Raw genomic sequence first — 15,949 nt, 5'->3', positions numbered from 1 at the left:
TTCTTATCAGTCTCCTTTTTCTGATGTCTATTTAACCTTTTTTATTGATATTCAATATGTTATTTATTCCCATAATTCGATATGATCAATACGGCAATGTTTAAATCATATGAATAGCAGGAAGCATAAGGGTGCAGCAAGGACATAAAACGAGATTAGGCATTATTGGTTTAGGAGCCTAGTTTGATTAGCTTAGAGGCTAAAGCCGATAAATATGTGGGTATTAGCTGTGAAACAAGGGCTATCGCCCTTATTGAACGTGCTGATGTTGATGTGATTTATATCGCCACGCCGCCCAAGACTCATATTGAGTATTGCCGCTTGGTACTCAAGGCGGGTAAAGCCCTTTGGTGCGAAAAACCTTTGGCGGTGGATTTTGATGACGCGGCGGCTTTCGTTGCTGAATTAGAACGTCATTCTACAGATGATAAGCTCAAGGCGGCGGTTAATTTATCGTTAGCGAGCAGCCCTGAACTTGAAATGATGCAAAAAGTGATCGCAGCAGGGGATTTGGGGCCGCATTTATCCGTCGATATACGTTTTCAGTACAGTGCTTGGCCGAGAACATGGCAGCAAGGGGCATCAAGTTGGTTATCGGGCCGTGAACAAGGCGGTTTTTTGCGCGAAGTTTTCTCACATTTTGTGTTTATGCATCATCGACTGTTAGGTGAAATGCAATTGATTCATGGTCATGTCATTTTTGCTGATAATGGCGCTGCAGAGATCAGTGTGATGGCGGAGTATCGTTGTGGTGATTTACCTGTGCGTTTAATGGGGGCCGTGGGTGGCTCAGCCCCCGATGTGAATGAATGGAGCTTATATGGTGAGCAACAATCATTACGCTATGCGGATTTTTCAGTGGTTAAAATAGGTCAGCAATCAGGGTGGCAAAATATACCACTGCTTCGATCACAAGGGTCGGTGGCTTCTCAACTGGATGAGGTGAGTCTGATGATGCAAAACAAACCACATCGATTAGCCAGCTTTAAAGAAGCGCTTGCGGTGCAAAAGGTGGTTGAGCAGACCTTGAAAGGTAAAAGATAAAAGGTAGAAAATAAAAAAACAGAAAAATAAACAGTGCTTGAGTACAGTGCATGGACTTTTGTGCCGCATTGATTTGATTTATAGCGTAAGATTAATCTTTTATATCATTGAACAGTAAAAATTAAAAAAACATGGAGTTTTAGAAATGAAAAAAATCTTGATTGCTGGGGCCATTGTCGCCGCCGGCGCGGTAGGGTATTGGCTGAGTCAAGAGACCGGGAGTGATAATCCATTCGAGCAAAACACTGCACTGACTTATATTCCGAGTGACACGGCATTATTTTCAGGTCAATTACAGCCTTTTCCGATTAAAACGTATGTCAATTCACTGTCGGATGCGGATAAAAATGCTACGGCCGAATTGTTCGAGGGTTTATCGGGAGAAGACGATCCTCGCGCTAAGTTTCTATTTGATTTATCTCAAACCTATATCGCAAGTTTAGAAAAAGGGGCAACCTTTATTCAGACTTGGGGATTAGCAGAAGCGATACGTGGCTATTTTTATACTCTGGGTGCGATTCCCGTCTTTAAGTTGGATATTGCCGATGCCAGTGTGTTTTGGGGTCAGCTTGATAAGGCTGAAACCTCAAGTGGCATGACCCATAGTCAAGCGCAATTACAAGATATTAATTATCGCGTGTATGCACTGGGGGACGAAGAAAACTCACTTGATATGATAGTGGCAATCAATCATAACCGGTTAATTGTGACATTTAATACTGAATTGAATAATGATGATATTTTGGATACGGCGCTTGAGCTTTCATCTATGCCTAAGTCATTGGCTGATACTGGCGCTTTAGAAAAGATCATTGAAAAATACAGCTTTTCGCATTCGAGCATCAGTTTCATTAATCACCAATCTTTGATCACTGGAATAACCACCACAGAGGGTAATCGATTAGCACAGCAGTTAACCCGTTATGCAACGCAAGAAGGTGAAGATGCTTTTTCAGAATTAAAGCAAGATAACTGCCGAATAGAACTTCAAGGTATTGGCGCTAATTGGCCTCAAACGGTCATGGGTTTGAAAGGTTTTGCGGTCAGCGAAGATTCGAGTATGTTTGATTTAACCACCGTGGTTGAAAGTAATAATACGGTTATACTCAAAGCGCTCAGTGATATGAGAGGCTTTATTCCTCATTATGTGAGTCATCTTGATGGTGCGGTAGCGGCGATGGGACTTGGACTCGATGTATCGAAGATCTCCGGCTCATTAACAGACATTTGGGATAATCTGCTGATGCCTGAATATCAGTGTGAACCTTTAGCGCAGTTTCAGCAGCAACTTGCGCAAAGCGATCCAGCCATGGTTGGTATGATGACAGGAATGGCACAAGGGGTGATGGGCGCTAGTGCGGCGCTATTGGATTATAAGTTGACTGAAGGCAATGATGGTGCTGAGCTTAAGAGTGTGGATGCTATTGCCAGTATCAGTAGTGACGAGCCCGCCTTATTATTTAATATGATGAAGATGTTTGCGCCTGCGTTGGCTGAAGTGAGTTTACCGATTGATGGCACTGCGACTGATGTTACTCATGTGCTAGCTTTACCAGGAGAGTGGCCCATTGCATTAAAAATGGCGATCAAAGGCAAACATTTAGTGATTTTTAATGGTGATAAAGGACAAGTCGCTGCGGAGCATTTAAGCCATGAAATGGTGGTTAAAAATGATTTGGCGATGTTGTCATTTGATTCGAGCAAGATGTTGGAGCCACTCCAAGCTTATGCAGAGATGGCGGGGACCAATGATGTGCTCGACTTATCTCAAATGAAACCGCAAAATATGGAAGTGAAGTTAGCTTTGGATGTGGATAATAAAGGCATTGTGCTTCACTCTTATGTGAAATCATTTAAAAATAATCAAAACTAAGCGGTTTTAGAGCCCGTTTCAGTGAATACCTCAACAGCAGTCATTATTGGCTGCTGTTTTATTATAATTTTAAGTTATTTAAGTTATTTAAGTTATTTAAGTTATTTAAGTGAAGGAGATGCTTCGTGATCGTAGCGGGATTATTGTTAAAGTCTAATGACATTAGAATGGTTGCCTTGTCTGGCTCTCGAGAGCGACATGAGTTGATTGCGCCTAAAGTTAATAAATTGAGTTTACTCAAAAACCCGACTCAAGCCGATGTCGCTCAATTAGTCAAAGATGTGCAGATTTATTGCCAAGCCCATGGTGTGGATAAAATCGTGATTAATCGCCGTGCTACTACTGGGCAAGGTGCTGGAGGCGCGGGGACCTTTTTGATAGAAGGGATTTTATTAGCGGTTGCCAATGTTGAGGTGGTGTTTATTCATCCCGCGACGTTAAGAGCAACGGATAAGCGTGAGAATGAACGTAAAGCCTTGCAGCCTAAAACGCAAGATTTAGCGAAGGCTTATGATTTAGCCTATGAGGGGCTATTATAAAACGGTGAAGGTTTGAGTAAAATAACAACATAGGGGATATCAATGTGTTTACGTTAGTAAAGCAACACTATCACCGCCTTTTTTGTGCGACTGCATTATTTATGCTGGCTGCTGTGCTTTCTGGTTGCGTGGCACCTTCTGACGACGCTTCAGCCAAGTCGGCGGTGTATTTTCAATTGACAACGCCAGAGGCGAACTCGGAAACGATTTTTGCACTTAACCACATGAATGTTTCTGCTGCGTACTTGAATGGAAAGGGGAATGATAATATCTCGGTGATGGTTGAGCTAACACCGTCTGCAGCCACTCAATTGATGGCTCTTACCCAAAATAATATAGGTTCGCCATTAACATTTTATACCCGTGATACTTGAAGATGCATGTTTTCAGAGCCAGTAAAACCAATCAGTTTAAGGCGCATGATTGCGGGAATGTAGGCACCTTTTAAAAGCATGCAACACAGAAGTGGTTGGTTTTAATGACTCCTAATAGGCTGGTTTAAAATCCTTTTATTCTGCATTATTGAGCATTAACTTAGAATCACTAGGTCATCTGCTCAAAGCCTTGCCTACAAGGCTTTTAATTCCAGCTGAATCCTGCATCTTCAAGTATCACGGGTATATTGGCATGAGACACTGATTTCATCGCCGATAATACGCGGTGCTCTAGGGGCAAGGTTTGTATTGGTTTTACCTAGCGATTACCGTTTAGATCAAGCAGAACAGTTTATTGATGCATTAAAGCAGTAGCCGACTTAAGTCATCAGGATTGAAATCCTCCTTTCATTTTGATGATAAATAATGAGCTTGAAGTCTGCTTAATAAGCCGTTAGCTTGAGATGGATTAATCATTTAAACCATTATTTAATAAAAAGTGAGAATAATATGAAAGGATTTTTTTTGACTCAGAGTACAGTAATGCCGTTATCTGTCAGTAAAAGGGGCGGACTAAGAGCGGGCATGAAAATGGCCATGGTTTTATGCTTGTCAGTGGCGAGCTTTTGGACCAGTGCAGCGTCATTGAAAGTAGGAGATAAGGCGCCTAACTTTAAGCTGCAAGCCACTAATGGTGAGTTTTATCAGTTAAGTGATTATTTAGGTAAACAAACCGTGGTACTGGCGTGGTATCCGATGGCTAATACCAAAGTGTGTACTCAAGAATGCCGCTCTTTGGTGCAAAAAGGCCAGTTAATTCGCGCTTATAATGCGGTGTATATGATGGCGAGTGTGGATCCGTTAGAGGATAATCAAGCTTTTGCTAAGCAAGAAAGTGTCGATTTTCCTATGCTGAGCGATCCAACGAAGGCAACGGCGAAAGCCTATGATGTGCTGAATTTTTTAGGCGTGGCGAGCCGTGAAACCTTTTACATTGGTAAAAATGGTACCATTTTAAAAATTGATGATGATATTAATGCCAATACTGCGGCTGAAGATATTGCCAATAATTTAAAGACGCTAGGGATTGAAAAACGTTAACGGGATAAAATGCTAGGTTAGCGGGGCGACTTACGTGCAGGATCCCGCTTAATGCTTACGTTAGCTCATGCACCGACCTTGATGATTGCTCAGTCATTAGTGCAGTGGCTTACCGCTATACTTAAGGCAACGGAGCTCTAGTCTTCTAGAGGCAAGCTTACTCTCGTTATATCATCTTCTGATTGTTAAGGCTTACTCCTGTTGGTTTTGTTTAAGCGTAACGTTCGGTTATCATACAAAAACTGGTGATAAATACATTGATCAGGATGAGTACTATACCGGTAACACATTAAAAATACTCATAATATGTTCAAAAAACGTTCGTGCGGTTGCCCTGTGTAAAAAATGCAACAACAGGGACTTATCATTCAATTAATCTCAAACATTTCCCTAGATATTTAGCTGAGTACTGTTATCGCTTTAATCGAAGGTTCTCGCTTGAAGACATGTTGCCACGATTTATGTATGTCGCAGAAGTATTTAAGTATGGCTGAGCTTATGGGTAATTAGGAAATGGTATAACGCCGTTTAAATCGTTGTGTCGTTATACTGAAAACCCAGCCTTCGGCCCCATGATATGCAGAACTACACCTGTGTTTTATCGTTTGTTAATCTATCCAAAAAAGAAGTGAACTTCATAATAAGTTCACTTCTTTAGGCTATAGCCTGGTAAGCGCGCTACACTTAATTGCTTGAATATATAAAGGTTTGCAGCACTGGTGCGACAAAGGAATACATCAGTCTTTTTTTACATCTTCTAAGGCTAACGAGAGTGAAGCACAAAAAATGAGTTCACCTTTTATTGGAGCCAATCCAGATCTAGCTAGGGTTTTCAATGGTTGAAATTGCCAATTAGCTAAGTAAACCTGTGTTTGATTTTTTTTACACTCACGAATAAAGTGCTCAAGAGCAGATAAGCCTCCTGCATCTAATAAAGGAACATCTTCTAAGCATAAAATTATTTTTGATAGAGGTTTTGCTTGATAACTCAGCTCTCCAAATAAGCGGTCAGCTGCAGCGAAAAACAATGGGCCACTAATTTTAATAATTTTAGAATTGTTCATTAATTGACTGTCATTAGATAAATATTTAGTGGTGACGTTCGTTATTTTCGTTGTTTTTGCTATTTCTTTCATAAATAATATTGATGCTAGAATAATACCGGAAACAATAGCAATGGTCATATCAAAGAATACCGTTAAAAATAAACAGAGTAAAAGTACAACGATATCATTGATCGGGGCCTTTTTTAATACACTAATGATTTTAGGGGTTTCACTCATATTCCATGCGACTACGACTAACAGTGCTGCCATTGTTGGCATTGATACTTTTGCTAAATAGGGCGTTAGAAATAGAATAGCAATAAAAATAATAACGGAATGAATCATTGCTGATAGTGGTGATTGAGCACCAGATTTGAAATTAGCTGATGATCTGGCAATTGCTGCTGTTGAAGTGATAGCCCCAAAAAATGGACCGACAATATTACCAATTCCTTGTCCGAGCAATTCACTATTCGCGCTATGTCGTTTATTACTCATACCGTCGAGTATAACGGCGCAGAGTAATGATTCTATAGCACCTAACATCGCAATGGTGAAGGCTTTAGGGAGTAAGTCAATAAAGAGAGGCCAGCTTAATGTTAGAGGAGTACCATCAGAAGTAGGGAAAGACCAAGGGAAATTAAAAACGGGAAGAACAGAAGGAATCCCGGTCCCTACAGTACCATCGTCTAGTAAATAGCTAAATTCTGAGCCGATAGTTGCAATGTCAAAGTTATATTGACTTAAAACATAAGTAAATATGCTGGATATAATGACTGCGGGTAAATGAGGGGGGATTGGAATTTTAAGGCGTGGCCAACATATCATGATAGCTAATGTTAAACTCGCAACAGATAAGCTGGCAGGATTGAAGCTAGGGATGGATTTGAATATTATATCAAGTTTGTCAATATAGTTCTCAGGCATCGTGTCTATATTCAACCCTAACAAATTATTTATTTGAAGTGTGAATATTACAATGGCAATACCACCAGTAAAGCCAAGTACAACGGATTCTGGAATGTATTCAATTAACCGTCCTAATCTAGCATAAGCCATTATTATTAGTAGGACACCAGACATAACTGTGGCAAGAAGTAGACCACCCAACCCATATTGGATCGTTATTGGATAAAGAATAACCACAAAAGCAGCAGTAGGGCCAGATATGCTGTAACGACTTCCCCCCGTAAGCGCAATGATGAAACCACTGACCATTGCAGCGTACAAACCATACTGAGGAGGAACGGCAATAGCGATTGCTAAAGCCATAGATAGAGGGATCGCAATAATGCCAACAGTTATACCAGCTAATATATCCTTTATTAAGCTATTTAAATTGTATTTTTTTTCTTGAAAGGTTTCTCGTAATGCATGGCTTAATCTTAAGGACAGTAAATGAGCTCTATTCATAATTTAAATTCTTTGGTTTATAAAATTATAATGACTTTGTTATAATCGTACTGTTAGTATTGTATGTTTTGTTATTTTAATCCTTCATTGTAATTAGTGTGATTTTAATGGTGGCAGGTGATTTGATATTATCAATTAATATTTTTTAATTGTATACTTGTTTTTTTGTTAATGTGATTCTAAATTAATTTTGAATTATTATATAGTGATTGGGTTTTGTTTGTGTTAATTTTTATGTGATTACTGGTTTGTTCTTGTTTTTATTTGTTTGCAATATAAAGTGGTGTTTATATAGGTATGTTGGTATTCGCTTGTTTTGTTATGGATTGGATGTTGGTTAATAAGTGAATTAAATTAATGTTAAATGTTGATTATTGATTGTTAGCTATCAATTATTGTTTATGGTTTATTAATTGTTAATTATGAATTATGAATTATGGTTTATGGTTTATGGTTTATGGTTTATGGTTTATGGTTTATGGTTTATGGTTTATGGTTTATGGTTTATGGTTTATGCTTTATGAGTTATAGTTTATTAATTATGGGGTTACAGGTTCCATTCTTACATTGAATGCTGTTAATTTTTTATGTTGTTAAATTGAAAGCAGTGTTTATTTTTTTAGTTAATTTCATTCTGGGTTTTATATATGATATATGAAAGACTTTTGGAAAAAAATATTGAATGGGCAGAAAAAATAAAACGTAATGAAAGTGATTTTTTTGAGAAAAACCATAAGGAGCAAAAACCTAATTTTTTATGGATTGGTTGTTCTGATAGTCGAGTGCCATCAGACCAAATAATGGGAACGATGCCAGGAGAAATTTTTGTTCATCGAAATATTGCAAACTTAGTGGTTAATAGTGATATCAATTGTCTTTCTGTATTGCAATATGCAGTAGAAACATTAAAAGTTAAACATATATTAGTGGTCGGTCATTATGGTTGCGGTGGAGTTAGGGCTGCAATGGAACAACATAATTTAGGTATTATTGGAAATTGGTTAAACAATATTAAAGATGTTTATAATCTATATGAAAACGAATTAAGCCCTCTTGATGATGACAAGCTTGATAGGCTTTGTGAATTAAGTGTAATTGAACAGGTAAAGAATGTTGGTCGAACTAGCATAATAGAAAATGCTAGGTGTCGGGGTCAGGAGATTAGTATTCATGGGTGGATATATAATCTAAAAGACGGGAAAATAAAAGATTTAGGTGTCAATATAGACCTTGATAAATCAGATGAATGTCAAAGTTGCCTCTGATTGAATAAATCTCAAGGGCGTTTAATATTTTGTGCCAGCGATGATAGTCTAAATATCCAGCATGCTGCCTAAACGTCCTTCAAAATAAATTGCCAGCTGTGATAAATATAAGCTTCAATTATGAATGGACATCGTCCATTCATAGCTTGACTGTCGATATCACAGTATCAACCTCAAATATTTTTTCATTCCCTACTGAATTAACTGATGAATAAATCTTCACTTTCATAGGCTGTTTTTAACTGTTTATTGTTTGATTTTTATTTATTTAGCTCATCGGGTGAGTAAAGGGATGCATTTACTGTATACTTCGCAGCTATTTTTTGATTTATATTAAGTGTTAATAAGCTATATGTTTTTAAGTCCTTATTTTAATAAGAAAAATCAAGTTATTTCGGTTAGCCGGACGCAAGCGAGTACTTTCGCTAAGCATGTGGCTCAAGATTTTAATCCTATTCATGATGTGAATGCGAAGCGATTTTGTGTGCCTGGAGACTTACTTTTTGCTTTAGTATTAACAGAATATGGTTTAAGTCAAAAAATGACCTTTAATTTTGCGGGTATGGTTGGCGATCACGTGCCGTTAGCTTTTTCTGATAGCGAAGAACAAGATTTTGATATCTGTGACGAAAAAGAAAAATGCTATTTAAAAGTCCATCGCAGTGGCGAGACGACGCGTTGCCTGACGCAGACTGAAGCCTTCATCCGCAGTTATGTGGCTTTTTCAGGACTGAATTTTATTCATGTACTTGTGCCTATGATGAAAGCGCAAGGGGTCATGGTTAACCCTGCTCGTCCGCTCATTATTTATGAAAGCATGTCGGTTGATTTACACACCTTAGTGTTCTCTGAAGTGACCCTGAATCTTGTTAAGCAATATTTAAAAATTGACGGTAAACGCGGTGACGTGACATTAAACTTTGAATTACATTGTGGTGAACAGCTCGTTGGAACGGGTGAGAAAACCTTAGTCTTGAGTGGTTTGAGAGCCATTGATGAAGAATTGATGCAGAAAATGTGCGATCAATACGAAGGTTTCAAATTGGCGGTCAGTGCTTAAGTTTATTATGCTTAAATCGTTAAGCATGGTTTAAATGTGTGGTGAGTGAGTGCTCGCCATCATCTATATATGGTCCAAGAACACAATGGATGCATCTTTTTAGGTTTATTTTCAAGCTTCTATCATTATGCTTTTTAGTACTTTTAGTCAAAAAGTGTATCCGACGTCTTTCCTAAGTTTGCTAAGCGCGTCATTTTGTTTTAATTTACTCTCCTTACATTCACTTTCGCGTAATGTATTAATCTCATTTTACTCGGCGGATAAACTGATTTTTCAGTCGAGCCAAGGTTTCCCTGCGACTTTGCAGGTGTTGGATAAGGAAAGAAATGCCAAGTTTACATCGCATCATACTCATAGATACGCACTTACCCGGCGTTGTTGAACTCATGTTGGACGGCCATACGAATATTTGTGGTACCAATGCATCCGGTAAAACCACATTGCAACGTCTGGTACCTGTCTTTTATGGTGAATATCCTAGCCGTGTGGTGCCGTCAACAAGAGACAGTTTTGAGCGTTGGTATTTACCTCATGAATCCAGCTATATCATTTTTGAGTATCAAAAGTCAGATGGATTAATGTATCAAGGGGTTTTAGCCTCTGCCGGTGACGGTAAAGGGGTGAATTATCGCTTTATTGCTAAAGGCTTTACCCTTGAAGATTACACTAAAAGCCGTGAAAACAACCAACTTGTTTGTTATACCATGGCAGAGCTTGGACGCGAATATAAGCGGGCGGGTATTAGCACAACTAAGTTGCTAAACACGCGAGAGTATCGCAGCATTATTCAAAATGATAAAGCCTTATTGAGCACGGGGGGGCATCGCAGTGAATTACGCACTTATGCGAAACAGTTTTCTTTATGTGATGGTGAGCATGCGCTGCGGCACATTGAAAAACTGGCTAAAGCTGTGCACTCCAAAGAAGGCAAAATGGAAACGGTCAAGTCCATGGTGGCAGCGATTTTAGAAGAAGATGGAGTCACGCCGCCCAGTTCACGTTTAAATCCACAGCATGTTGAAGCGTGGATCCGTGAAAGTCAGCTTATTCAAGGTTTTGAAAAAATCGGCCCTGAATTTGATAAATTAGAGCAAGAATTTGATCAATTATTGAGTGTTGAATTGCGCTTAAGTGGCCTAACACAAGGCTATGTGCAAGATGAGGGGGCTGAAATTGAGCGCCAAGAGTGCAATCAAGCCTTGTCGAAAAGCCATAATTACTCGCTACAGCAGCTCGATAGAGAGTGGAAAGAGCAACGTGATGAACTTAATTTAGACTTATCGGCGGCTAAAGGGGATTTAGCGAAGTGTGAAGATGAATTAGAGTCGATTGAGAATCAATATGACACTTTTTTAGAGACGGATATTGAGCGAGCAAAAGCGGATTTAGAAAAACTACCCACATGGCAGAGTGACAAAGCGTCATTTATCGAACAGCATAAATTACAAACTGAACAACACCAAGACGTCGAAGCGGCTTATAACGCCAGATGCAGCCAAATAGGTGAGCAGTTAAACCGCTCGCTTGAACAGTTACATCTTGAGCAAGATAAGCAACGTGGGTATTTAGATACCCAGAATAATTTTGCTCGCGGTGATATTGAGGCTTTAGAGCAAGAATGGCGTTTAACCTTTGAGGAAAAGAAAGCGGAATCGAGTGAGCAGCACTATCAGCTTAAACTGTCGAAAGCTCAATTGTTGTTAACGGTGAACAATGTGGCCTATACCGAAGATGAGAAAATGGCTTTGGCGGTATTTGATGAGCGCATAAGTCGAGCTGACGAAGAACAAGAAGCCTGTAACGCTAAGTTTGAGCGTATGAGTAGTGAAGAGCGCAAGTTACGTAGTTTACGTGAGCAAAGCCATGAGGCATTACGCATTGCCACAATGCGTGTGAGCGAGCGACAAGCTGAATTGGAACAAGTGGAGCATGTGCTCTTTCCCGAATCTCATACTTTACTTGAGTTTTTACGTCGTGATGTGCAAGGCTGGGAAAGCAGTTTAGGTAAAGTCATTAATGAGTCATTACTGCATCGAAGTGATCTTAACCCTCATGTGATAAAGGAAAATATAGCAGGGGTATATGGCCTTGGCATTGATTTAAAGGCCATCGAATCCCCTCGATTTGCGCAATCGGAGCAAGCCTTACGTATCGAGCACAGCAAAGCCGAAGAAGCATTATTGAGCGCCAAAGCGCTGCAAGCTGACGCGGAAGAGCAGCTGGTGGCTGCGACTGAGCAGCTAGATAAAATGAGTCGAGAACTGACTTTTTCCAGAACCGCGTATCAAAATAGCCGTGAAGATCTGCGGCGTTTATTAGATGAAAAGCGTACAGAGCAAGAGACAATCAATCACGCGTTAGCGCTGCGTAAGCGTGACTCACAAAAGCAATTAACGGTGCTTGAGGGGGAAATCAAGCTACTGAAGCAGAGTGAATTAGATTGGCAAGCAGCACATAAAGAGCAAATGCTAGATTTGGTGATGGAGAAAAAAGCCTATTGGCAAGACGTCATTGGTGTGATTGAGACACAACTTACTCAGATAAAAGTGAATATCGAGCAGCGCCGACAAGCGGCGAAGGCCGATAAGCAGGCTTGCGAGCAGTGGTATAAAAATGAGCTTAAATCCTGTGGCGTCGATGAAGCGCAGATCCTTAAGCTTAAACAAGATATCGCTAAACTTGAGTCGCAGATAGTGGATGCTGATTTACGCCGCAGTGAGGTATTGCGATTTGAGGATTGGTATCAACATACTTGGCTGAAACGTAAACCTAAATTACAAACGCAGTTGAGCGATGTGAAACGAGAAACGGCCAGTTTAGAGCAGCAATTGAAGGCCAAAGCCAAAGCCGTAAAAGTTGAGCGAGATGAGCTTGACCAAAAACGTAAGGTTTCTGATTCAGCCCAAGTTGAAGCGTCTGAAAACTTAAGTAAGTTACGCAGTTTATTACGCAAGCTTTCCGAGCTTAAATTACCGAAAAATAAGGATGAGGTGCAAGGGCATTTGCCTGAGCGTTTACGCCAGAGTGAAGAGTTATTATTAAAGCGTGATTATCTATTGGGTTCGGTTAAGCAATATGTTGAGCACTTTGATTCAGTTATCGCCAGTAAATCAGGCTCAGGTTTAGCGGAGTTTTGGGAGCGCGCTCGAGAAGAGTCCAGCTTTATCAATGATAAGTCGATTCGATTACTGGATTATCGAAAATTGGTACCGCAATTGGCGCAGTTATTAAATGTGATGGTGCCGCAATCTGTGACGGCGCTTAGAGAGCAAGGACGTATTTTTGGTGTTGATTTAACGGCGTTTTATGATGTCTTGGTGGATATTGATAGACGCATTGTGACCCAAAGTGCCCGTATTACCCGTGAAGTCAGTGAAGAACTGTTTCTAGAGGGGGTATCGGGCTCTGAGGTGAAAATACGATCACGGATCAGCGAGCTTGAATTTTGGCCAGAGCTTGAAGCGTTTGTGAAAGCCTTCACCCATTGGAAAGCGGAGGGCTTTACCGGATTGCCCGGTGAGGATTACATCGTCAGTATGCGCCGCGCCTTAGATATCATTGGCCGCTCAGCGCTCACCGGCGGAATTGCTAAGTTATTGGAAATTGAGCTGCGTTTAAAAGAAGGTAATAGTGACTTAGTGATCCGTACCGATCGTCAACTGAATGAATCTTCAAGCCATGGTATGGCTTACCTTATTTTATGTAAGTTCTTATTGGCTTTTACTCGCTTATTACGAGGGCGTTCGGATGTCACTGTGCATTGGCCGATTGATGAGTTAGGCACCTTGCATCATAGCAACGTGAAGAAAATTTTTGATGCCTGTGAGAACAATAATATTTTGGTATTAGGCGCATTTCCGAACCCCGAATCTGAGGTGCTGAACTTGTTTTCTAATCGCTATATTATCAATAAGCAAACGCGTCAATTACAAGTGGTTAAGCCGCAGATCAATGTGATTAGTGAAAAGTTGAAGCAGAAGTGGGTTGTTAAGAAGGAAGCGAGCTAATGTCTGAGTCGAATGAAACGGTATTAGTGGGCATGAGTGTCGTCATTGAATTATTATTACAAGGCGAATTTATTTGCCGTACCACCCATGAAGAGGCGTGGCGGGCGTTGCAAAACCCAGTGAGTCGAGAGCGAATAGAGGCCTATTTAAATCAAATCAACCGGACTGTGAGTCTCGCCGCTGAAGGTGATGTGTTTTTCTGTGGTTATTTACAACTGGGTGATAAAGAGCGCAAAGTCATTTCTGGGCAATTTAAAACCATTTGTAACAGTTTAACCCCGTTGGTGGAGTGGCTGGTTTTAGTGCAAGAGTCCAGTGGTCAAGATGCACCATTAACCCAAGGTGCCACTATTCGTTTAACTGAATTACAGACGCGGATTGAAGATACACCCGCTTTTCGTGAGCAATTGGCCAAATTGAGTCATTATCGATTATTTGGCTCGACGAGTAGCCAGAGTGACTCACAACTTAAACTCATCTTTAAGCGTTTGTTAGAATTAGGCTATTTAATCAAACCGAATAGTGAAAAACAAATCTACATGGCGACAGGAAAGCTTGATTATCTTTATGAAGTGATTCGTTTTATTGATGAAACTGAAGGTTTGAGCTTGGAAGCGCAAGCCGAAACGGCGACTCAAAAGGATTTATTGTGATGTTATTAGGTTTATGGCTATCTGGCACTCAAGGATGTGATATTCGAGGATGTGCAGATGAGTGATAACTTGCATCAAGCGGGTGTCAAATTACTGAAGTTACTCAGTCGTCACAGCGAACTTATCATGGATGTTTATCAGCAAGGTGAGATCTCTGAAGATAGCCGTGATTTAAATGTATTACAGAAACTGGAAACGGCTGGGGTGTTATGGCGTCCTGAAAAGGAGCAAGGGCTACGTCTTAAAGGGACGGTGCGGGCGCTATTAGAAGAAAGCCTAAGTGATGAGCGTCATCGGCAAATTGATGCCAATATTGGCTCGGCGATTGCGAGCATTAAAACCTTAGCAGCCCATTATAAAGAAGCACGAGAGCAGGCTGATCACAGTAGCAGCGAAGCGTATTTAAATGATTTAAGTGAGCATGTTTATCGTTTTAGCGACAGTTTACGTCACGCTATTCGGATATTGTGGGGGCGAATAAACAACGAGTTTGGTTATGTCGGCAGCATTAATGCCAAAATTCGAGAAAATGAATTGGCTCAGAGCCAAGTCACAGAGCTGCTTAATGGTTTATCTTTATTTCAATTTAGTGAGTTGACGGATATTGCGGGTGATATTCGTGAGCTGCGTAAGTTGTTGGTGATTAATATGCAGGAGACCTTGAGTGATTGTACTCAAGAGTTGAGCGTGGTGCAGGCAAGGTTACTGGAGTTGTTAGGTCGTTTTAGGCACATAAGAGGCCGCACTCGATTATTCAAAGGTTGGTTATTGCATGCCAGCTTACATCCGGATTACCGACCCCTTGATCATGTGGCGCATAAACAAGTGCCGATTTTGTTCAATCAAGCAGATGCTTTGTTAGCGTCCGCCTCTGTCGATATTTACAATACCAGTCAAGAACCTGAGCTGTTAGACATGGTGGCACGGATTAAATCCATTAGCCGCCTTCATGTTGAGCCTCAGGCGTTAGCGAGTCACGCTGCGGTGTTACTTAACGATGAGGAGGATTTCTCCATTCCGGATAATCCACTTAAGCAAGCCGTTGATGGTTATTTTTTGAGTGTGATTGATTCTGGAAAGCCACAGTCAGCATTAGAATACTTGGTTGAGCATGAATTATCTTGGGGGCACGAGTCTTGGTTGTATCAGGTTATTGGCGGTTATGAAGCGCTATCCGAGGAGCATAAAGCGTATTTTGAGCTGGCCCCAATAGGCGAGCTCGATCCTGTTTATACAGGAAACTTTATTATTCGTGATGTGGAATTGTGGCTGTCCTAGTTTTGGTTGTATCAAGTCATTGGCGCGTAATTATGCGGTGTTATCAGAGGAGCATAAAGCGTATTTTGAGCTGGCCTTGATAGAAGAGCCCGATCCTGTTTATATGGGAAACTTTATTATTCGTGATGTGGAATTGTGGCTGTCCTAGTTTTGGTTGTATCAAGTCATTGGCGGTTATGAAGCGCTATCAGAGGAGCATAAAGCGTATTTTGAGCTGGCCTTGATAGAAGAGCCCGATCCTGTTTATATGGGAAACTTTATTATTCGTGATGTGGAATTGTGGCTGTCCTAGTTTT

At 40.5% G+C, this 15,949-nt stretch carries 12 protein-coding genes and 2 pseudogenes; 13 read left to right on the top strand and 1 reads right to left on the bottom strand.

Annotated features, from left to right (window positions below; all coding sequences use genetic code 11):
* The first annotated feature begins 183 nt into the window (after positions 1 to 183).
* From L2764_RS07355 to L2764_RS28175, 6 genes and pseudogenes are all read left to right on the top strand, one after another.
* A complete protein-coding gene (locus L2764_RS07355; RefSeq protein ID WP_248939572.1) occupies positions 184 to 1,044 on the top strand; it encodes a Gfo/Idh/MocA family protein in 861 nt (286 codons plus the stop codon).
* A gap of 145 nt (positions 1,045 to 1,189) precedes the next feature.
* Positions 1,190 to 2,917, top strand: a complete 1,728-nt coding sequence (locus L2764_RS07350; protein WP_248939571.1) for a hypothetical protein — start codon at positions 1,190 to 1,192, stop codon at positions 2,915 to 2,917.
* Between the two features lie 125 nt (positions 2,918 to 3,042).
* Positions 3,043 to 3,456, top strand: coding sequence for a DUF3010 family protein (locus L2764_RS07345; protein ID WP_248939570.1), 414 nt, complete (start codon positions 3,043 to 3,045; stop codon positions 3,454 to 3,456).
* A gap of 44 nt (positions 3,457 to 3,500) precedes the next feature.
* A complete protein-coding gene (locus tag L2764_RS07340) occupies positions 3,501 to 3,830 on the top strand; it encodes a hypothetical protein (RefSeq protein WP_248939569.1) in 330 nt (109 codons plus the stop codon).
* Between the two features lie 585 nt (positions 3,831 to 4,415).
* The gene (locus L2764_RS07335) at positions 4,416 to 4,931 is read left to right on the top strand and encodes a peroxiredoxin family protein (RefSeq protein WP_248939603.1); all 516 of its coding nucleotides are present in this window, start codon (positions 4,416 to 4,418) and stop codon (positions 4,929 to 4,931) included.
* Positions 4,932 to 5,269: 338 nt separating this feature from the next.
* Positions 5,270 to 5,425, top strand: a pseudogene (locus L2764_RS28175) (transposase); the annotation flags it as partial.
* A gap of 243 nt (positions 5,426 to 5,668) precedes the next feature.
* On the opposite strand, the gene dauA reads toward L2764_RS28175, so the two are convergent.
* The gene (dauA, locus tag L2764_RS07330) at positions 5,669 to 7,393 is read right to left on the bottom strand and encodes a C4-dicarboxylic acid transporter DauA (protein ID WP_248939602.1); all 1,725 of its coding nucleotides are present in this window, start codon (positions 7,391 to 7,393) and stop codon (positions 5,669 to 5,671) included.
* Positions 7,394 to 8,037: 644 nt separating this feature from the next.
* Between dauA and L2764_RS07325 the strand changes: the two genes are divergently transcribed.
* The 7 genes and pseudogenes from L2764_RS07325 to L2764_RS07295 all read left to right on the top strand — a co-directional run.
* On the top strand, positions 8,038 to 8,655 hold the full coding sequence (locus L2764_RS07325; RefSeq protein WP_248939568.1) for a carbonic anhydrase: 618 nt from the start codon (positions 8,038 to 8,040) through the stop codon (positions 8,653 to 8,655).
* A 352-nt stretch (positions 8,656 to 9,007) separates the two neighbouring features.
* Positions 9,008 to 9,715: a DUF3581 domain-containing protein gene (locus tag L2764_RS07320; protein ID WP_248939567.1), complete on the top strand. Its 708-nt coding sequence runs from the start codon at positions 9,008 to 9,010 to the stop codon at positions 9,713 to 9,715.
* A gap of 326 nt (positions 9,716 to 10,041) precedes the next feature.
* A complete protein-coding gene (locus tag L2764_RS07315) occupies positions 10,042 to 13,722 on the top strand; it encodes an ATP-binding protein (RefSeq protein ID WP_248939566.1) in 3,681 nt (1,226 codons plus the stop codon).
* The gene (locus L2764_RS07310; RefSeq protein WP_248939565.1) at positions 13,722 to 14,375 is read left to right on the top strand and encodes a hypothetical protein; all 654 of its coding nucleotides are present in this window, start codon (positions 13,722 to 13,724) and stop codon (positions 14,373 to 14,375) included. Before L2764_RS07315 ends, L2764_RS07310 begins: the two co-directional genes overlap by 1 nt.
* A 57-nt stretch (positions 14,376 to 14,432) precedes the next feature.
* Entirely contained in the window at positions 14,433 to 15,653 is a 1,221-nt protein-coding gene (locus L2764_RS07305; protein WP_248939564.1) for a phosphoenolpyruvate carboxylase, read from the top strand.
* Positions 15,628 to 15,801: a hypothetical protein gene (locus tag L2764_RS07300; RefSeq protein WP_248939563.1), complete on the top strand. Its 174-nt coding sequence runs from the start codon at positions 15,628 to 15,630 to the stop codon at positions 15,799 to 15,801. Before L2764_RS07305 ends, L2764_RS07300 begins: the two co-directional genes overlap by 26 nt.
* Before the next feature lie 3 nt (positions 15,802 to 15,804).
* A pseudogene (locus tag L2764_RS07295) lies at positions 15,805 to 15,945 on the top strand (phosphoenolpyruvate carboxylase); the annotation flags it as partial.
* Between the last annotated feature and the right edge of the window lie 4 nt (positions 15,946 to 15,949).

It is taken from the genome of Shewanella surugensis (assembly GCF_023284005.1).
In the GTDB taxonomy this organism is placed as follows: Bacteria; Pseudomonadota; Gammaproteobacteria; order Enterobacterales; family Shewanellaceae; genus Shewanella; species Shewanella surugensis.
The sequence above is the reverse complement of the archived record's forward strand: the minus strand, read 5'-3'. Positions and strand labels throughout refer to the sequence as shown.